Annotated in this window: 15 protein-coding genes; 6 read left to right on the top strand and 9 right to left on the bottom strand. The window is 71.9% G+C overall.

The features are described 5' to 3' along the window. The first annotated feature begins 4 nt into the window (after positions 1–4). Together ABEA93_RS25680 and ABEA93_RS25675 are read left to right on the top strand one after the other, a co-directional pair. Positions 5–850 (top strand): NUDIX hydrolase, encoded by an 846-nt coding sequence (locus tag ABEA93_RS25680; RefSeq protein WP_345678132.1) that lies wholly within the window; start codon positions 5–7, stop codon positions 848–850. 203 nt (positions 851–1,053) lie between these two features. Next, positions 1,054–1,881: an MBL fold metallo-hydrolase gene (locus tag ABEA93_RS25675; RefSeq protein WP_345678131.1), complete on the top strand. Its 828-nt coding sequence runs from the start codon at positions 1,054–1,056 to the stop codon at positions 1,879–1,881. 57 nt (positions 1,882–1,938) lie between these two features. Here the strand turns inward: ABEA93_RS25675 and ABEA93_RS25670 are convergent, their stop codons facing one another. After that, complete coding sequence (locus ABEA93_RS25670) at positions 1,939–2,613, bottom strand: Crp/Fnr family transcriptional regulator (protein ID WP_345678130.1); 675 nt, start codon at positions 2,611–2,613, stop codon at positions 1,939–1,941. 285 nt (positions 2,614–2,898) lie between these two features. On the opposite strand from ABEA93_RS25670, the gene nth reads away from it, so the two are divergent. From nth to ABEA93_RS25655, 3 genes are all read left to right on the top strand, one after another. Continuing rightward, complete coding sequence (gene nth / locus ABEA93_RS25665) at positions 2,899–3,702, top strand: endonuclease III (protein ID WP_345678129.1); 804 nt, start codon at positions 2,899–2,901, stop codon at positions 3,700–3,702. Next, complete coding sequence (locus ABEA93_RS25660; protein ID WP_345678128.1) at positions 3,699–4,511, top strand: NUDIX hydrolase; 813 nt, start codon at positions 3,699–3,701, stop codon at positions 4,509–4,511. Before nth ends, ABEA93_RS25660 begins: the two co-directional genes overlap by 4 nt. A 111-nt stretch (positions 4,512–4,622) precedes the next feature. Beyond that, positions 4,623–5,813: a MarP family serine protease gene (locus ABEA93_RS25655; RefSeq protein WP_345678127.1), complete on the top strand. Its 1,191-nt coding sequence runs from the start codon at positions 4,623–4,625 to the stop codon at positions 5,811–5,813. A 320-nt stretch (positions 5,814–6,133) separates the two neighbouring features. Here the strand turns inward: ABEA93_RS25655 and ABEA93_RS25650 are convergent, their stop codons facing one another. The 7 genes from ABEA93_RS25650 to ABEA93_RS25620 all read right to left on the bottom strand — a co-directional run bounded on the left by ABEA93_RS25650 (position 6,134) and on the right by ABEA93_RS25620 (position 15,673). Beyond that, a complete protein-coding gene (locus ABEA93_RS25650; protein WP_425585092.1) occupies positions 6,134–7,054 on the bottom strand; it encodes an alpha/beta fold hydrolase in 921 nt (306 codons plus the stop codon). A 143-nt stretch (positions 7,055–7,197) separates the two neighbouring features. Continuing rightward, a complete protein-coding gene (locus ABEA93_RS25645; RefSeq protein WP_345678125.1) occupies positions 7,198–7,617 on the bottom strand; it encodes a phage holin family protein in 420 nt (139 codons plus the stop codon). A gap of 106 nt (positions 7,618–7,723) precedes the next feature. Then, positions 7,724–9,250 carry a Na+/H+ antiporter NhaA gene (nhaA, locus tag ABEA93_RS25640; protein WP_425585095.1) on the bottom strand — a complete coding sequence of 509 codons (1,527 nt, stop codon included), beginning with the start codon at positions 9,248–9,250 and terminating at the stop codon, positions 7,724–7,726. A gap of 72 nt (positions 9,251–9,322) precedes the next feature. After that, the gene (gene merB, locus ABEA93_RS25635; protein ID WP_345678123.1) at positions 9,323–9,997 is read right to left on the bottom strand and encodes an organomercurial lyase; all 675 of its coding nucleotides are present in this window, start codon (positions 9,995–9,997) and stop codon (positions 9,323–9,325) included. Continuing rightward, the gene (locus ABEA93_RS25630; RefSeq protein WP_345678122.1) at positions 9,994–10,866 is read right to left on the bottom strand and encodes a GNAT family N-acetyltransferase; all 873 of its coding nucleotides are present in this window, start codon (positions 10,864–10,866) and stop codon (positions 9,994–9,996) included. Before ABEA93_RS25630 ends, merB begins: the two co-directional genes overlap by 4 nt. 135 nt (positions 10,867–11,001) lie before the next feature. After that, complete coding sequence (gene acs, locus ABEA93_RS25625) at positions 11,002–13,011, bottom strand: acetate--CoA ligase (RefSeq protein WP_425585091.1); 2,010 nt, start codon at positions 13,009–13,011, stop codon at positions 11,002–11,004. Between the two features lie 238 nt (positions 13,012–13,249). Further along, complete coding sequence (locus ABEA93_RS25620) at positions 13,250–15,673, bottom strand: SulP family inorganic anion transporter (RefSeq protein WP_345678120.1); 2,424 nt, start codon at positions 15,671–15,673, stop codon at positions 13,250–13,252. Positions 15,674–16,146: 473 nt separating this feature from the next. Between ABEA93_RS25620 and ABEA93_RS25615 the strand changes: the two genes are divergently transcribed. Beyond that, a complete protein-coding gene (locus ABEA93_RS25615; RefSeq protein WP_345678119.1) occupies positions 16,147–17,457 on the top strand; it encodes a polysaccharide deacetylase family protein in 1,311 nt (436 codons plus the stop codon). 79 nt (positions 17,458–17,536) lie between these two features. Here the strand turns inward: ABEA93_RS25615 and ABEA93_RS25610 are convergent, their stop codons facing one another. Next, positions 17,537–18,538 (bottom strand): ATP-binding protein, encoded by a 1,002-nt coding sequence (locus ABEA93_RS25610; protein ID WP_345678118.1) that lies wholly within the window; start codon positions 18,536–18,538, stop codon positions 17,537–17,539. Between the last annotated feature and the right edge of the window lie 32 nt (positions 18,539–18,570).

The raw sequence follows: 18,570 nt of genomic DNA, 5'->3' as shown, positions 1-18,570 counted from the left end.
CCGCATGACACTGCCCGGCATGCCCGCGTCCTGGACCGACCGCGCCCGCGCGATCCTCGACGGCGACCTCGTCCCCGCCGAACCGCGCCGCGCGGCGACCGTCGTCCTGCTGCGGGAGCGGCCGGGCGGGCCGGAGGCCTACCTGCTGCGCCGGCACGCGGGCATGAAGTTCGCCGCGGGGATGTACGCGTTCCCGGGCGGCGGAGTCGATCCGCGGGATGCCGACCACGCGGTGGCGTGGGCGGGGCCGAGCCCGGAGGAATGGGCGGACCGGTTCGGGACGTCGGCGGCCGAGGCGCGGGCGATCGTCGCCGCGGCGGTGCGGGAGACGTTCGAGGAGTCCGGCGTGCTGCTGGCCGGGCCCGGGCCGGACTCGGTGGTCGCGGATACGACGGGGGACGACTGGGAGGCCGATCGGGCCGCGCTGGTCGACCGGTCGCTCGGCTTCACCGATTTCCTCGAGCGGCGGGGCCTGGTGCTTCGGTCCGACCTGCTCGGCGCGTGGTCGCGGTGGATCACGCCGGAGTTCGAGGACCGCCGGTACGACACGTGGTTCTTCGTGGCGGCGCTGCCCGAGGGCCAGCGGACGCGGGACGTGTCCGGCGAGGCGGACCGGGTGACGTGGGCGCGGCCGGAGAAGGCGCTGGCCGGGCTCAAGGCGGGGGAGCTGGGGATGCTGCCGCCGACGATCGAGACGCTGCGGAACCTGGCCGGGTTCGCCGGGACGGCGGAGGCGTGCGCGGCCGCGGAGGGGCGGACGTTGGCGCCGATCATGGCGCGGCCTCGGTTTGAGGGGGAGCGGTTGGTTATTGAGTGGCCGGGGATTCCGGACCCGTTCGGGACCGCCTGAGTTCCGCCCTTACGGGCCCTCCCTCCTCCCACCACGGTCGGTTGGAGTTCGCGTCGGCAGCCCCTCCCCCGCCCCCTCCGCCATCAAGCCGACCCCGCGGACCCGCTCGACGCCCCCACCCTCGCCCACGGGCCCCCGCCCTGTCATCCGCCAAATCCCCACCCTGTGGATAACCGTTCACAACGACAGAACACACTTGCTCCATGGACTCCTTCCGCATCCCCGGCGATCCGCGCCCGGTCGTGGCCGGTCCCGCCACCGCCCGCGCGACCTGTGTCCTGGCCCCCAACCCCAGCCCGATGACCCTCGACGGCACCAACACCTGGCTGCTCGCCGAGCCGGCCGCCGACCGTGCCGTCGTCGTCGACCCCGGCCCCCTCCACGAGGGCCACCTCGCCGCCGTGCTGGCCGCCGCCGACGAGCGCGGCGTCCGCATCGCGGAGATCCTCCTCACCCACGGCCACCCCGACCACTCCGAAGGCGCGGTGCGGCTCGCCGAGCTGGCCGGCTGCGGTGTCCGTGCGCTCGACCCCGCGCACCGCCTGGGCAGCGAAGGCCTCGTGGGGGGCGACGTCGTCACGGCGGGCGGCCTCGAACTCCGCGTCCTGGCCACCCCGGGCCACTCGTGGGACTCGCTCTCGTTCGTGCTGCCCGCCGACGGCGTCGTGCTCACCGGCGACACCGTCCTCGGCCGCGGCACCACCGTCGTCGCCCACCCGGACGGCAAGCTCGGCGAGTACCTCGACTCGCTGGCCCGGCTGCGCGCCCTCGTCGAGGCGGGCGGCGTCGACCGCGTGCTGCCCGCGCACGGCCCGGTCCTCGACGACGCGCGCGGCGTGATCGAGTTCTACCTGGAGCACCGCGCACAACGCCTCGCCCAGGTCGAGGCCGCCGTCGCGGCCGGCGACCGGACGGCCCGCGAGGTCGTCGAACGCGTGTACGCAGACGTCGACAAGAACGTCTGGTGGGCCGCCGAAATGTCGGTCCGCGCCCAACTCGACTACCTGAAGGAACGCGGCACCGTCGGCTGACGGCAAACGGCCGGGCCCGCGGCAGCGGACCCGGCCTTCAAGCCGTCGGGGCGACTCTCAGCGCGACCGGCGCGACAGCCGCTCCACATCCAGCAGCACCACGGCACGCGCCTCCAAGCGCAGCCAGCCGCGGCTCGCGAAGTCGGCGAGGGCCTTGTTGACCGTCTCACGCGACGCGCCGACGAGCTGCGCCAGCTCTTCCTGCGTCAGGTCGTGCGCGACGTGGATGCCTTCCTCGGCCGGGACGCCGAAGCGACGCGACAGGTCCAGCAGAGCCTTGGCCACGCGGCCGGGGACGTCGGAGAACACCAGGTCGCCCAGGCTCTCGTTGGTCCGGCGCAGACGGCGGGCTATCGCGCGCAGCAGCGACAGCGCGACCTTCGGGCGGCCGTTGAGCCACGGCTGCAGGTCCTGGTGGCCCAGGCCCAGCAGGCGCACGTCGGTGAGCGCGGTCGCGGTCGCGGTCCGCGGGCCCGGGTCGAACAGCGACAGCTCGCCGAACATCTCACTGGGGCCGAGCACCGCGAGCATGTTCTCGCGGCCGTCGTTCGAACTGCGGTGCAGCTTGATCTTGCCTTCGATGACCACGTACAGCCGGTCGCCCGGGTCGCCCTCGTGGAAGAGGGAGTCACCGCGTTCCAGCGAGACCTCGGTCATGGAGGCACGCAGCTCGGCGGCGTCCTCGTCTTCGAGCGCCGCAAACAACGGCGCCCGCTGCAGAACGTCGTCCACGAGGGGTCCCTCCTTGCCGGTCCGGATCACCCGATCGGAGCCTGGCGGTCAAACAGTGCGATCGGTCACAGTCTGACGCACGCGGATCGGGTTTGGTCACGCGGGTGTCCTGAGTCACGATCCGGTGGCATCCGTTCGTGTCGGGACATATCCCCCCGGTGATCAGGTGTATGCGCTGGGTCGCGTACACGTTGCGCGGGGATTACCCCGGATCGGCCGTCGGCACGCCGAGCGGCCCATCCGTGTGCCCCACATATGTAGCACCCGCCTGCGTACTCTGGCCGAGTGCCTAGCAAAAAGCCCGAGTCGCAGGTCGCCAAGGTTCGCCGTGCCCGCCGGATCAACCGGGAGCTGGGCGAGCTGTATCCCGGAGCGCACTGCGAGCTGGACTACGAGAACGCCTTCCAGCTGCTGGTCGCCGTCGTGCTGTCCGCGCAGACCACGGACCGCAGCGTCAACAACGTGACCCCCGCGTTGTTCGCGCGGTATCCGGACGCCGAGGCGCTCGCCCAGGCCCAGGCCGCCGAGCTGGAGGAGATCATCCGCCCGACCGGGTTCTTCCGGGCGAAAGCGCGGTCGATCACCGGCCTCGCCCAAGCGCTGTGCGACAAGTTCGGGGGGCAGGTCCCGCGCAAGCAGGCCGATCTCGTGACGCTGCCGGGTGTGGGCCGCAAGACCGCGAACGTCGTCCTCGGCGAGGCCTACGGCGTCCCCGGAATCAGCGTGGACACCCACTTCGGGCGGCTTTCCCGGCGTTTCGGCTGGACCGCGGAGGAGGACCCGGTCAAGGTCGAGCACGAGGTCGGCGCGCTGTTCCCGAAGAAGGACTGGACGCTGCTCTCGCACCGGGTCATCTTCCACGGCCGCCGGGTCTGCCACGCCCGCAAACCCGCCTGCGGGGCGTGCGGGATCGCGGCGCTGTGTCCGTCGTACGGCGAAGGCGAGACCGACCCGGAGAAGGCACGCAAGCTCCTCAAGTACGAACTGGCCGGACAACCCGGCCAACGCCTCAAGCCACCGGCGAAGCCGGTGCTCGCGACCGGGGCCGCACCCGACGACGGGGCGGCACCAAGGGAGGGGACCGCATGACGGAAACCAGCCACCGCAGCGCACACACCCACGGCCCGGACGGCCCCGACCGGGACGACCGCACCACACCCGCAGGGCCCGCCGAACCGGCCTTCATCCCCGCCGAGGACCTGCCCGGGTGGCTGCGCCCGGTCGCCGAGGCGGCCCGCACCGTGCGCCCCGAGCAGCTCAGCCGCTTCCTGCCGCCCGCCGAGGGAGGCCGCCAGTCCGCCGTGCTCGTGCTCTTCGGCGAGGGCCCCCCGGAAAGCGGAGACGGGCCCGACGTGCTGCTGCTCCAGCGCGCCAAGACGCTCCGCTCGCACGCCGGGCAGCCGGCCTTCCCGGGCGGCGCCATCGACCCCGGCGACACCGGCCCGGTGGCCGCCGCGCTGCGCGAGGCGAACGAGGAGACCGGCCTCGACCCGTCGTGCGTCCGGGTGTTCGGCACCCTGCCGCCGCTCTACATCCCCGTGAGCAACTTCGTGGTGACCCCCGTGCTGGCCTGGTGGCGCGAGGCGTGCCCGGTCGCGCCGGTGGACCCGGCCGAGGTCGCGCGCGTGGTCCGGGTGCCGATCGGCGACCTCGCCGACCCGCGGAACCGGGCCCGGCTCAAGCACCCGAGCGGGCACCTCGGCCCGGCGTTCCTCGTCGACGGCATGGTCGTGTGGGGGTTCACCGCGGGCCTGCTCGACCGCACGCTGAGCCTCGCGGGCTGGGAACGCCCGTGGGACCACGCGAACGAGGTCGAGCTGTCCGAAGCCGAGTGGCGTCTGGCGCGCCGCGGCTACGACCCCTACGAGGAGACCGCGGCCGACCCGGCGGACTCGTGACGGCCCGGCCGGCAGCCCGCCGTGTCGCGGAAGCGTCACGCCCGGTCGACGACTTCGACCGCGCCGCCGCCGCTGCGGACAACAGAACCGCCGCCGTGAGAGCGTGACACGGTGAACGTCCTGGACCTGATCCTCATCGTCGCCGCCGTCGCGTTCGCGGTCTCGGGTTACCGGCAGGGTTTCATCGTCGGCGTGCTGTCGTTCGTCGGGTTCCTCGGCGGCGGTGTGCTCGGCATGTGGTTCGTGCCGTACATCCTGGAGCACTTCGATCCGGGGCTGGGACCGTCGATCGCGGCGATCTGCGTGGTGCTGGTCATGGCGACGCTCACCCAGGCCATGGCGACGTCCGTCGGCGGCCGGCTGCGCCGGCAACTGACGTGGCAGCCCGCCCGCGTGGTGGACGCCGCGGGCGGTGCCGTGGTGAGCGTGTCCGCGCTGCTGGTCGTGGTGTGGCTCATCGGGTCGTCCATCGCCGGGTCGTCGATGCCGACGGTCTCCCGCGAGGTGCGCGGGTCGCAAGTCCTCGGCGGTGTGCAGAAGGTGCTGCCGCAGGGCGCCGACACGTGGTTCTCGTCGTTCAGCAACCTGCTGGACAGCAACGGATTCCCGCAGGTCTTCAGCCCGTTCGTGCACGAGGACATCCCGCAGGTGCCGCCGCCGGACGAGAAGCTCCTCGCCTCGCCCGCGGTGCAGAGCAGCCGCGACAGCATCGTCAAGATCGTGGGCACCGCGAAGAGTTGCGGCAAGGTCATCGAAGGCTCGGGCTTCGTGTACGCGCCGGGCCGCGTCATGACCAACGCCCACGTGGTCGGCGGCGTACGCAAGCCGACCGTGCAGATCGGCGGCGAAGGCAAGCAGTACGAGGCCGACGTCGTGCTGTACGACTGGCGCCGCGACATCGCCGTGCTGTCCGTTCCCGGACTGCCCCGGACGGTCCCGTCCCTGCAGTTCGAGTACAAGGTGCAGCCCGGCTCCGACGCGTTGGTCATCGGCTTCCCGGAGAACGGCTCGTTCCACGTCGAAGCCGCCCGCGTGCGCGCGCAGATCAAGGCCGGCGGCCCCGACATCTACAAGCGCGGCACGGTCAGCCGCGACGTGTACTCGCTGTACGCCAAGGTCCGCCAAGGCAACTCGGGCGGCCCGCTGATCGCGCCGGACGGCAAGGTGTACGGCGTGATCTTCGCCAAGTCCCTCGACGACGAGTCGACCGGGTACGCGCTCACCGCCGACGAAGTCCGCGAGGACATCGAAGCGGGCATCAAGAACACCAAGGCGGTGGACACCCAGGGGTGCGCCCTGTGAGGCGGCGCGCACCGCGAGGCGGTGTGCGCCGTGCGCACCGCGCGGCGCGCACCACCCGGTGCCGTCTCGGCCGTCTCTAGTGCGGAGCGCGTATCCGCAGCGTGAGCCAGCGCACGCGCCGGCGCAGTATCGCGACAAGCCCCGCGAAGTGCCCCGCGCGGTCAGGGGATGTCCACCGGTACGCCTCGCTCATGCCGGGGCGCCTACCCCGGGTCTTCAGCGGATAACCGCGCCATGCCATGCGGTCAGGATTTCACGCCCCACCGTCGTCCGGGTTTGTCGAGAACTGCCAGGATTTTCCCCATGGTTGATCACATTGCTCAACGCTCGGGTTCGGGATCCTTGAGCCAGCCCAGCAGTTCGTGGGTGAACGTCTCCGGCGCTTCCTCGTGCGGGAAATGCCCCACGCCGTCCAGCAGCCGCCAGCGGTACGGGGCTTCGACATACCGTCCGGAACCTGCCGCCGTACGCGGCAGGATCGCGCCGTCGAGCGAGCCGTGCAGGTGCAGCGTCGGCACTTCCACCGGAGTCTTCATGCGCGCCGCGTACTGCAGGCCGTCGGGCCGCGGCAACGACCGCACCAGCCACCGGTAGTGCTCGGCCGCGCAGTGCGCGGTGCCCGGGATCAGCATGGCGCGCCGGTAGCGGTCCGCCGTGTCGCGGTCCGGCCAGCCGGGCGCCGCCCAGCGCTTGAGGAGCCCTTCGACCATCGCCGCGTCGTCCCGCACGAGCTGCCGCTCGGGGATCCACGGGCGCTGGAACGCGAAGATGTGCGACGCGGCGGCGATCTGCTTGCGGTCGGACAGCAGCGCGCCGCGCAGCCGCCGCGGATGCGGCATCGACACCGCGACCAGACGCCGCACCAGCTTGGGCCGCAGCACTGCGGCGGTCCAGCCGACGAACGCGCCGAGGTCGTGTCCGACGACGGTGGCGTCGGGTTCGCCGAGCGAGCGGATGACGCCGGTCACGTCCAGCGCGAGGGTGATCGGGTCGTAGCCGCGCGGCGGGTGGTCGCTGCCGCCGTAGCCGCGCAGGTCCATCGCCACCGCGCGGAACCCGGCCCGGGCGAGCGCCTCCATCTGGTGCCGCCACGCCCACCAGAACTCCGGGAAGCCGTGCAGGAGCAGGACGACCGGGCCCTCGCCGAGTTCGGCCACATGGAAGCGCGCACCGTTCGCGGAGATGTCCCGGTGGGTCCACGGGCCGTCGATGTTGACCGCTGAACTCTCGGGAACCGTCACACCAGCAGACTCGCACATATCCGCCGCGGACCGGCGGAGCCGGGGCTGCCCGACACGTCACACCCGGCACACCGCGCACCCGCGCCCGGGTCCGCCGCCGGAACGCGGCGGCGGACCCGGGCGCGGAAAACCCCTGGCGGCGGCTAGCCGACGGTCTTCAGCGTCGCCACGGTCTCCTGCGTGGTGCGGATCGTGCGCTCCGGCGGCCGGACCTTCTTGAACGACGAGACGCCGAAGAAGGCCAGCGCCCCGGCGAGGAGCAGGTAGGCGCCGCCGACGATGAGGAACGACCAGCCGAGGCCGAGGCCCAGCGCGTGGATGCCGTACGCGATCGCGACGCTCAGGAACGGGAACGCGAAGAACGCGAGGGCGCCGGCCGCGATGAACGCGCCGCTGCCCTTCGCGACCTGGATCGCGCTGACCTTGACCTCGCTCTTGGCCAGCTCGATTTCGCTGCGCACCAGAGTGGACATGTCGCGCGTGGCGTCCGAGAACAGCTCGCCGAGGGAGCGCTGGTTTTCGACGGGCACATCCTGCGGGCGAGGCCTCTCGGTGCCTGCCATGCTCACTCTCCTTGTCCTGGTTTCCGGCGGCGGTCCGGCCGCTCGGGGCTTGCCGGGGCAGGTGCTGCCGGTGTGTAGCCCCGATCATGCCCTGCCCGCGCTCCGGCTATCCACCGGGGCGCGGCGTACGGGTGTGGCGGACGGGAAATTCGTCGTCCGGCCCGTCCTGCTGCCTCTCCTGCTGCCCCTCGGCCTGCCCGTCCGGCTCCTTGCCGGGCCGTTCGTCCTGCTGGTAGCAGTCCGGGATGCCGTCGCCGTCCTCGTCGCGCTCTTCGTCGGCGACGAGGTCGCGGTACTTCCGGTCGCGCAGCCGCAGCGCGATCGCCGCGGCGGTGGCGGCGAGGAGCGAGCCGACGAGGACGGCGGCTTTGGCTTCCTCGGTCATGCCGGGGTCGTCGGCGAACGCGAGTTCGCTGATGAGGAGGGAGACGGTGAAGCCGACGCCGGCGAGCATGGCGAGGCCGAGCACGTCGGCCCAGGCGAGGTCCTTGTTGAGTTCGGCGCGGGTGAACCGGGCGGCCGTCCAGGTGCCGCCGAACACGCCGACGGCTTTGCCGAAGACGAGTCCGACGACGATGCCGAGCGGGACCTTGTCGGTGAACACGTTGCCGAGTGCGCCGCCGGACACCGCGACGCCCGCGGACAGCAGGGCGAAGAGCGGCACGGCGATCCCCGCGGAGAACGGCCGGATGACGTGTTCGAGGTGCTCGGCGGGCGACCGCTTCTCGTCCGGGTCGGGGGTGACGCGCATCAGCAGGCCCATGGCGACGCCCGCGACGGTGGCGTGGACGCCGCTCTCGTGCACCAGTGCCCAGATGACGACGGCGAGCGGCACGTAGAACCACCAGCCGCGGATCCGGAAGCGCTGGAGCACGAAGAAGACCACGAGTCCGGCGACGGCGAGTCCGAGCGCGGCGAAGTCCACCGACGACGTGTAGAAGATCGCGATCACCATGATGGCGAGCAGGTCGTCGACGACGGCGAGGGTGAGCAGGAAGGCGCGCAGCGCGGACGGCAGGTTCGTGCCGATGACGGCGAGGACCGCGAGGGCGAACGCGATGTCCGTCGCGGTGGGGATGGCCCAGCCGTGCAGGTCGCCGCCCGAGGCGTTGACGGCGACGTAGAAGACCGCGGGCACCGCCATGCCGCAGACCGCGGCGACGACCGGCAGCGCGGCGGCCGAGGGGGTGCGGAGTTCGCCGACGACGAGTTCGCGCTTGAGTTCGATGCCGGCCACGAAGAAGAACACCGCGAGGAGGCCGTCGGCGGCCCAGGTCGCGAGCGAGAGGTCGAGGTGGAGGGCCTCGGGGCCGACGCGGTAGTCGCGGAAGCTCTCGTAGGCGTCGCTCCACCCGGAGTTCGCCCAGATCAGTGCGGCGACGGCGGCGATGAGCAGCAGGGCCCCGCCGACCGTTTCCTGGCGCAGCGCGTCGGCGACGAAGTTGCGCTCGGCGAGCGTCGACGGCCGCCGCAGAAAAGTACGCCGTATTGCGGAGCGCACGAAGGAGTCCTCCTGGTCGCCGGGGTCCGCAGGCGTATACCGCCGTGGGGACCGGACAAAACGGCGGCGCGTATGCGTCACCGCGTGCCGACCAGGCTTCCCGGCATGCCGCGGCGGGTGACCGCGGCCCATGTCGAGGGGACCCGGAGAGTCCACCCCGACGGCCGCAAGTATATCGACAAGATTTTTCCTGTCCGGAGCGGATCAAAGCCCCCAGAAGGGACCTTCGAGGCCGGCGTCGCGGAAGTACGCGGCGGCTTCCGCGGGTTCGCGGCGGACGTAGCCGTGGTCGAGGCGGCCGGCGTACCAGCCGCGGGCGAGGCGCCACAGCGTCGGCAGGTCCATGACGTAGCCGCGCGGCTGTCCGGTGGCCTTGAGCCAGGCGGCGACGCAGGAGGGGCGGCAGAACAGCCGCTGGTTGCCGCAGGTGTGGACGACGTCGTCCCACATGTGCGCGGTGGGCACCAGGAAGTGCGCGACGTGCGGTCCCGGGGGAGGGGCGGTGCCGTCCACGACCCACGCCAGCGGGGCGCCGCAGCCGGGGCAGCGGGTGGCGACGAGGACCTCGGGCTCGCCGGGGACGAGGTGCGGGACCGCGAAGGCGTCCCAGGCGCAGCCGCCCCACCACAGGGTGTGCGCGCCCATGACGGAGAAGCCGAGCGGGATGGACGCGAAGGGGTGGGCCATGAGGATGGCGTCGTCCGGGCCGAGGACGAGGTGGCGTTGCCGGTGCAGCATGTGCAGTCCGGCACGGACGTCTCCTTCGGGGATGCCGAGCCGGTCGGCGAGGTCGGCGGCCGCGGGTGCCCGGCCGGTGCGGGCGAACGCGTCGTACACGGCCACCCGGAGGTCTTCGGTGCCGGGCCCGTCGGGGATCACGTGGGGATCTCCTCGTCTTCGTGGGTGGGGAACCCGACGATGACCCGGTCCTCCACAGGAACGAAGCCGATGCTCTGGTAGACCGAGTTGCTCGTGGGGTTGGCGAGGTCGGTGAACAGCAGGACCGTGTCGGCGCCGTCCTTGAGGGTGGCGGCGGCCCGGGCGGCGGTGACGGCGGCCGCGTAGCCGCGGCGGCGCAGGTGCGGGGGCGTGTAGACCTGGGCGATGCGGGCCGCCCCGGCGACGGTGGCCGAGACGGCCGCCATCGAGACGATCCCGCCGTCGGCCTCCCACACCACGTACTCGCCGCGGGACAGCTTGAAGGCGACGATGCCGGGGACGTCCTCGGCGATCTGCTCGGTCTCGTCGCGGAAGGCGTGGAGGAACGCGACCAGGGTGTCGGTGTCGCGGGCGGCGGCGAACCGGGCCCGGCCGACGGGTGCCGGGTCGGGCGGGGTGAGCGTCCCCAGGCGGTACAGGCGCTGCCGTTCCACTTCGCGGACGAGCGATCCGGTCCGTGCCGTCCACGCGTCCGTGAACACCTCGGCGTCCCGGTCGCGGGCATTCAGCGACTTCACGGGATGCCCGGCCGCGACCAGTGTGTCCGCGAGTGATTCGGCTGCGGACTCCGGGAGTTCGGCGACGAGCAGCGGGAACGGCGGCGTGTGCACGAACGCGCCCGTGGTCCGGGCGTTTCCGTCGGTGTGCCAGCCGAACAGCGGTGTCCCGTAACCGAATGCGGCGAGGCCGCGCGAGCGCAGGGCCTCCAGCACCGTGAGGCACCCGGTGTTCGAGACCGGGTTGCCGATCACCAACTCGCGTGCGGCGGACTCGAACACGTCGAGATCGCCGGTCAGATGCCATGTCATCGCATCATCGTCGCGGACCGGGACGCGCGGGGCGAGGACTATTCCGCGACAGGTCCGGACGTGCCGCGGCCCCGGACCGGAACAACCGGTTCGGGGCCGCGGCGGCCGGCCCGTGCGGCGGGCGCGGGCACGGGCTCAGTCCTCGGAGGCCGCCGTGGGCAGCTTGGCCTGGATCAGCGACATCACGGACGCATCGGTCAGCGTCTGGACGTCTCCCAGCTCACGGTTCTCCGCCACGTCGCGCAGCAGGCGGCGCATGATCTTCCCGGAGCGCGTCTTCGGCAGCTCCTCGACGATCATGACCTTCTTGGGCTTGGCGATCGGGCCGAGCGTGGCGCCGACGTGGTTGCGCAGCTCGTCGACGATCCCCGGCTCCTCCGCGGCCGACCCGCGCAGGATGACGAACGCGACGATGGCCTGGCCGGTGGTGGCGTCCGCGGCGCCGACGACCGCCGACTCGGCGACCTTGGGGTGCGACACGAGCGCGGACTCGACCTCGGTGGTCGAGATGTTGTGGCCGGACACCAGCATCACGTCGTCGACGCGGCCGAGCAGCCAGATGTCGCCGTCCTCGTCCTTCTTCGCGCCGTCGCCCGCGAAGTACAGGCCCTCCCAGCGCGACCAGTAGGTGTCCTTGAACCGCTCGTCGTCGCCCCAGATCGTGCGGAGCATCGACGGCCACGGCTCGTTCAGCACCAGGTAGCCGCCGCCGCCGTTCGGCACAGGCGCCGCGTTGTCGTCGACGACCTCGGCGGAGATGCCCGGCAGCGCGCGCTGCGCGGAGCCCGGTTTGGTCGCGGTGACGCCCGGCAGCGGGCTGATCATCATCGCGCCGGTCTCGGTCTGCCACCACGTGTCGACGATCGGGCAGCGGTCGCCGCCGATGTTCTTGCGGTACCAGATCCAGGCCTCGGGGTTGATCGGCTCGCCGACCGAGCCGAGGACGCGCAGCGACGACAGGTCGAACTTCGCGGGGATGTCGTCGCCCCACTTCATGCAGGTGCGGATCGCGGTGGGGGCGGTGTAGAGGATCGACACGCCGTACTTCTGCACGACCTCCCACCAGCGGCCCTGGTGCGGGGTGTCCGGGGTGCCTTCGTACATGACCTGGGTGGCCCCGTTGGCGAGGGGTCCGTAGACGATGTACGAGTGGCCGGTGACCCAGCCGATGTCGGCGGTGCACCAGTAGACGTCGGTCTCCGGCTTGAGGTCGAACACCGCCCAGTGCGTGTACGACGCCTGCGTGAGGTAGCCGCCTGAGGTGTGCAGGATGCCCTTCGGCTTCCCGGTGGTGCCCGAGGTGTAGAGGATGAACAGCGGGTGTTCGGCGTCGAACGCCTCGGGGGTGTGTGTGTCGGACGCGTTGCCGACGGCGTCGTGCCACCACACGTCGCGGCCCTCGGTCCAGGCCACGTCCTCGCCGGTGCGGCGGACCACCAGGACGTTGCGCACGTCGGGGCAGGACGCGAGCGCGTCGTCGATCGCCGGCTTGAGCGCGGACGGCTTGCCGCGCCGGTAGCCGCCGTCCGCGGTGATGACCACGCGGGCGTCGGCGTCCTGGATGCGCGAGGCGACGGCGTCCGCGGAGAACCCGCCGAAGACGACGGAGTGCGGGGCGCCGATGCGGGCGCACGCCAGCATCGAGACGACCGCCTCGGGGATCATCGGCAGGTAGATCGCGACCCGGTCGCCCGCCTGCACGCCCATCTCGGTGAGGGCGTTCGCGGCCCGGGAGACCTCGCGCTGCAGCTCGGCGTAGGTGACCGCGCGGCTGTCGCCGGGTTCGCCCTCCCAGTGGATCGCCACGCGGTCGCCGAGGCCGGCTTCGACGTGCCGGTCGACGCAGTTGTACGCCACGTTGAGTTTGCCGTCGGCGAACCACTTGGCGAACGGCGCGTTCGACCAGTCGAGCGTCTCGGTGGGCTCGACGGCCCAGCTCAGCCGGTCGGCCTGGGCCTTCCAGAAGCCGAGCCGGTCGGCGTCGGCCTCGTCGTACGCGGCGGCCGTGACGTTCGCCGACTCCGCGACGGCGGGCGGCGGCGGGAACCGGCGCTCCTCCCGCAGCAGGTTGGACAGCGCGTCCCGGGTCTCGGGGGTCTCGTTGCTCACGCCATTTCCTCCGTCGTACAGGCTTTTGCGTGACATGTTCTATCGGCGTTCCGATGCATCTTCTATCGCCTGTAGCGAATCAGTGACCCGGCGCGGCTGACAAGAGGGGTCCGAAAATTGGTTTAGACCTCTTGCGGGTGGCCGGCGGGTGTGCGGCGAGGGGGCGAAAACGGGTGAAACGGCGCCGCGCCCGCCCCGGATCGGGACGGGCGCGGCGCGACCGGCGAGGACCCCGGGTGACCGCGGTCCGGGACGTTGTCCGGGGTCGCCCGGGTCAGACCGGGACGGTCTGCGGGTGGCCCGGCTCGGGAGGTGCCGCCTCCGCGGCGGCGTCCCGGTCGGCGGCCTCCCCGGTGGGCGCGTCGACCGGCTCGAACCGGCCGGTCGCCGTGTCGTGCACGTACATCTGCGCCCCGGCCAGGTCGAAGTACAGGCCGAACAGCCGCAGTTGGCCGTCCTCAACGGCCCGGTGCACGACCGGGTGACCGAGCAGGTTGTCGAGCTGCTGCAGCACGTTGGCCAGGCACAACTGCTCGGCCGGCGGCGGTACGCGCCCGGACAGCGTGGGCGCGGGCCGCTCCGCGAACCGCGCCAGGCTCGGCACGCCGTGCGCGAGCCAGCGGCGCAGGTGCGGGGTGGGCTCCGGAAGCCCATGGTCGTCCGCGGCGTCCGCGGCGGCGGGGTCCGCGTCGCGGCTGTCGAGCAGCGCCGCCATCGCGCCGCAGCCCGAGTGCCCGCACACGGTGATGCTGCGCACACCCAGGACCGACACGGCGTACTCGATCGCGGCGCCGACCGAATCGTCGGCACCGTCGCCGCCCGTCGCATCCGCACAGCACGCCGCTGCGCCGCCGCCCGCGGTGCGCGGCGGCACGAAGTTGCCGACGTTCCGCACGGTGAACAGGTCGCCGGGCCCGCTCGCGGTGATCAGGTTCGGCACGATCCGCGAGTCCGCACAGGTGATGAACAGCTGAGCCGGGTTCTGGCCCTCGATGGCGAGCCGCTCCAGGAACGGCTGGACGAGCGGTGCGGTCCGCAGCTGGAACTCCCGGGTCCCGGCCACCAGCGGGTGCGCGGGCGGGCGGCCGCGCCGCGGCTGGAGGCGCTGCCAGTGCCACCACGGGGCGAACCAGCGCGGCGACGGGGTGGGGCCGACGCGTCCGGCGCCGGGCTGGCCTTCCGCGGCGCGCACGTAGTGGTCGTCGTGGATCTCCTCGATCTCCACCTGGCCGCCGCGGGCGATGTACCCGGTGCGCCAGTTGTGCACGGTGTCGAACGCGGCGTGGTCGAGGTGGTCGACGGTCAGGTCGAGGACGACGTGCTCGCCGGGCGGCAGCTTGTCGAGCACGCGCGACAGGCGCGGCACCGACAGGAACGTCAGCGACCCGTGCACCTCGACGTGCAGCACGCCGTCGCGGACGGACGTCCGCACGGTGCTGCGGCTCAGCCGGAACAGCGCGGTCGCCGCGGCGACCAGCACGCCCAGCGCGACGCCTTCGAGGACCCCCGCGGCGACGACGCCGACGACCGTCGCGACGTAGGCCGGGAACTCGCGGTGCCGGTGCACGTGCCGGATGTGCGCGCGGTTCACCATCTGCAGGCCGACCACCATGACCAGTGCGGCGAGTGCGGCCAGCGGGATGCGTTCGACGACGCCTGCCAGCAGCCCGGCGAAGACCAGCACCCAGACGCCGTGCAGGACCGTCGAGGCCCGGCTTTCCGCGCCCGCGCGGATGTTCGCGGTCGTGCGGATCGCCCCGCCGGACACCGGGAAGCCGCCGAGCATGCCGGAGACCACGTTGCCGGCGCCCTGGGCGGTGAGTTCGCGGTCCAGGTCGGCGCGCTTGCGGTCGTGGAGCCGGTCGGTGGCCACCGCGGACAGCAGGGTTTCGACGCCGCTGACGACCGCGACCGTGACCACCGCGGTGATCAGGCCGGTGGTGCCGAAGCCGGTCGGCAGCGCCGGCAACGTGACGGCGGCGTGCGGGAGTTCGACGCGGCTCACGTCGAGCCGGAATCCCGCGGCGAACGCCGTCGCCAAGGCCACCGCGGCGAGAGGCGCGGGCGGTTTGCGCACGGGGCCGAGGCGTTCCGGCACCCACGGCCACGCGGCCAGGACCGCCACGGTCACCGCGCCGACCACCAGCTCCGGCGAATGCAAGGACGCCAGTTGCCCGGGGAGCTGGTGGAGGTTGGCGCGCGCGGTGCCGTCCGGCGACCCGCCCAGCACCACGTGGAACTGGGCGAGGGCGATGACGATTCCGATGCCGGCGAGCATGCCGTGCACGATCGCGGGCGACAGCGCGAGCGCTGCCCGGGCGACCCTGCTCAGCCCGAGCAGGATCTGCAGGACGCCGGCGAGCACCGTGATGGCGCACGTCACGCGCCACCCGTAGGTCGGGATCAATCCGGCGACGACGACGGTGAGTCCGGCGGCGGGTCCGCTGATCTGCAGCGGAGCACCGCCGAGGGTGCCGACGACGATTCCGCCGACGACGGCCGCGACGATGCCCGAGGTCAGTGGGGCACCGGCGGCCAGGGCGATGCCCAGCGACATGGGGATCGCGATGAGGAAGACGACGAACGAGGCGCCGAGGTCGGGGCGCAGCTTCCCGAGGCGGGAGCGGCGCGGAGGGGGTGCGGACGGCCGCAGGGCAGCGTGGTCCGCGGTGGGCGAAGGGGGCGCGGGGAGGGTCATATCCCGTCTCCTCGGTGGTCAGCCGCGGTCGCCGCGGGGCGGCGCGCGGTTGGTCAGGCGGGGACTGGCGGGGTGGCCGGAAGAGGGGCGCCTTGTGGGCAAAGCCCCAAGATTGCGCTAAGTAGTCTTTACGCTACCTTCAGTTTCTCATCGAGAAACGGTAAAAAGCCCATCCGAATGGGTGAAACAAACGGTTTGAGGCGGCCCGTGTCCTTCGCGGCGGGCGCGAGTTGACCATTGCGGCGGTGGGCGAGGCGCTTTCGAGCGGCAGCCGAGCAAGGACTGAAAGACTGCTGCGGATGTGTGTCTCGCTTCACATGCCCTGTCCGCTATGGATCGCTTTGGTCCGGGTAGGTGCGCGTGGTCGTTGGGAGGCACATGCAACCGAGCGGCCCTGTGGTGCGTGTGTTTTGACAGGTAGTCGCACCACATCCGTCCCGGACCGTGCGGTCCCGTCTGCTTTGAGGTGAACTGTGCGTTCTGTCCGAGGTGCCGCCGTCCTGGTCGTCGTTGCGGTACTGGCAGCCATAGGCTTCGTGGTCTTCGCGAAGAGCGGTGACGACAAAGGCGCCTCGTCGAGCAAGAACCAGAGTTCGGCCTCCGGCGATCCCTCGGGCACGCCGAGCGAGGGCAGCAAGCCGGGCAAGCCGATCGGCGACGGATCCACCAGCGATACCGGCCCGCAGCCGCACCAGCCCAAAGTCGAGAAGCTGAAGCCCGGTGAGAAACCGCCGCAGTTCGTGGTGTTCTCCTGGGACGGCGCGGCGGAGATGGACGGCGTCAACCTGGTCTCCCGGTTCCGCAAGGTGGCCCGCGAGAGCAACGCCAACATGACGTTCTTCCTCTCCGGCATCTACGTGCTCCCCGAGTCGCAGAAGGCCAAGTACCAGGGCCCGAAGCACGGCCCCGGCGCCTCCGACATCGAGTTCCTCTACGACAAGAACGAGCGCGCCACCATCACCCAGCTCGGCCAGGCCTGGCTGGAAGGCGACGAGGTCGGCACGCACTTCAACGGCCACTTCTGCAACTCGTCCACCAGCGGCAAGAGCTGGTCGGTCGACGACTGGAAGAAGGAGATCGACCAGGCCTACTCGTTCGTCGAGAACTGGCGCACCAACTCCGGCTGGACGGACATCCCGTCGCTGCCCTTCGACTACAAGAAGGAACTCATCGGCGGCCGTGCCCCGTGCCTGGAAGGCCAGAAGAACCTGATCCAGGCGGCCAAGCAGTACGGCTGGCGCTACGACGCCAGCTCGCCGGGCGGCCTCCAGGTGTGGCCGCGCAAGATGGACGGCCTGTGGGACCTGCCGCTGCAGTCGCTCCCGTGGCCGGGCAGCGCGACCAAGTCCCAGCTGTCGATGGACTACAACATCATGGCCGAGCAGACCAACGCGAACTCCAAGGCGCCGCAGTCGCAGTGGCCCGCACTGGAGAAGCAGGCGACGGACTTCTACATGGGCGGCTTCAACCGCGCCTACACGACCAACCGCGCCCCGCTGTTCATCGGCAACCACTTCGAGACGTGGAACGGCGGCGTCTACATGACCGCCGTCGAGAACACCATGCGCGCGGTGTGCAAGAAGGACGGCGTCCGCTGCGTCTCGTTCCGCCAGTTCGTCGACTGGATCGACGCGCAGGACCCGGCGGTCGTCGCCAAGCTCCAGGGCCTCAACGTCGGCACGGCGCCCGCCGACTGGGCGACCGTGACCGGCGGCAACGCCCCGGTGCCGCCGGCCGGCTCGGCGCCCTACACGCAGCAGCCGCCGGTGCGGAAGGAAAACTGACCGACGGTACGACAGCACCGGGCGGGTCCGCTTTCGCGGGCCCGCCCGGTGGCGTTTCCGGCGCTTGCCGCCGCGGTGGTCAGCCGCGGGGGGTCGCCGCCCCTTCGGCCTCCAGCGCCGCCGGGCCGAGCACGAACTCCGGGTCCACCTGCGCGGTCAGGTCCACACCCGCGCGGGCGTTCGCCCAGCTGTGCGCGTTCTTCACGTGGAACTCGACCATCTGCTCGGTGTAGCGGGCCCAGTCGCGGTTCGCGAACGTCGCGTCGACCGCCTCGCGCATCCGCTCCAACGCGGCGGTGTTGTCCGGCTCCAGCGCCGCGAAGTCCGGCGTACGGCCCTTCTCGACCTCGCGGACGAACTCCGACTGGCCCACCCAGGTCAGCAGGTCCGCACCCACGTGCTCGCGCAGGAACGCCAGGTCGTCCGGCCCCTGCACCTTGTTGCCCACCACCGCGAGGGCCACGCCCCAGTCGCGGGCGTAGTCGCGGTACTGCCGGTAGACGCTCACGCCCTTGCGGGTCGGCTCGGCGACCAGGAACGTCATGTCGAAGCGCGTGAACAGACCGGACGCGAACGCGTCGGAGCCCGCGGTCATGTCCACGACGATGTACTCGTCGCGGTCGTCGACCAGGTGGTTGAGCAGGAGTTCGACCGCGCCGACCTTCGAGTGGTAGCACGCGACGCCCAGGTCGCCTTCCTGGAACGGGCCGGTCGCCATGATCCGCATACCGCTGCAGCAACTGCCGACCGGGCGGCGGCAGGCGTCGTAGACCGGGTTGTCCTCGTCCAGCCGCAGCAGCCGCGACCCGCGGCCGGGCGGCGTCGTCTTGACCATCTCGTCCGCGGAGCCGATCCGCGGGTTGGTGCCGCGCAGGTAGTCCTTGATCAGCCCGAGGTTGCCGCCGAGCGGCGGGATCGCCGCGGCCTTCTCCTCGCTGAAGCCCAGGGCCACCGCGAGGTGCTGGTTGATGTCCGCATCCACCGCCAGCACCGGCAGCTGTGCCGCGCCGAGGTGGCGCACGAAGAGCGAGGAGAGGGTGGTCTTGCCGCTGCCGCCCTTGCCGACGAACGCGATCTTCACCGGTGCCGTCCTTCCAGTTGCCGCATCGCTGC

The organism is Yinghuangia aomiensis (genome assembly GCF_039542225.1).
Taxonomy (GTDB): domain Bacteria; phylum Actinomycetota; class Actinomycetes; order Streptomycetales; family Streptomycetaceae; genus Yinghuangia; species Yinghuangia aomiensis.
The sequence above is the reverse complement of the archived record's forward strand: the minus strand, read 5'-3'. Positions and strand labels throughout refer to the sequence as shown.

What these genes read in the sequence shown, in the direction of transcription:
- nhaA (WP_425585095.1), bottom strand. Translation starts at nt 9,250, where the DNA reads ATGGGCCGCGGTCACCCGCCGCGGCATGCCGGGAAGCCTGGTCGGCAC.
- ABEA93_RS25675 (WP_345678131.1), top strand. Translation starts at nt 1,054, where the DNA reads ATGGACTCCTTCCGCATCCCCGGCGATCCGCGCCCGGTCGTGGCCGGT.
- ABEA93_RS25680 (WP_345678132.1), top strand. Translation starts at nt 5, where the DNA reads ATGACACTGCCCGGCATGCCCGCGTCCTGGACCGACCGCGCCCGCGCG.
- ABEA93_RS25620 (WP_345678120.1), bottom strand. Translation starts at nt 15,673, where the DNA reads ATGACCCTCCCCGCGCCCCCTTCGCCCACCGCGGACCACGCTGCCCTG.
- ABEA93_RS25660 (WP_345678128.1), top strand. Translation starts at nt 3,699, where the DNA reads ATGACGGAAACCAGCCACCGCAGCGCACACACCCACGGCCCGGACGGC.
- ABEA93_RS25630 (WP_345678122.1), bottom strand. Translation starts at nt 10,866, where the DNA reads ATGACATGGCATCTGACCGGCGATCTCGACGTGTTCGAGTCCGCCGCA.
- ABEA93_RS25645 (WP_345678125.1), bottom strand. Translation starts at nt 7,617, where the DNA reads ATGGCAGGCACCGAGAGGCCTCGCCCGCAGGATGTGCCCGTCGAAAAC.
- acs (WP_425585091.1), bottom strand. Translation starts at nt 13,011, where the DNA reads ATGTCACGCAAAAGCCTGTACGACGGAGGAAATGGCGTGAGCAACGAG.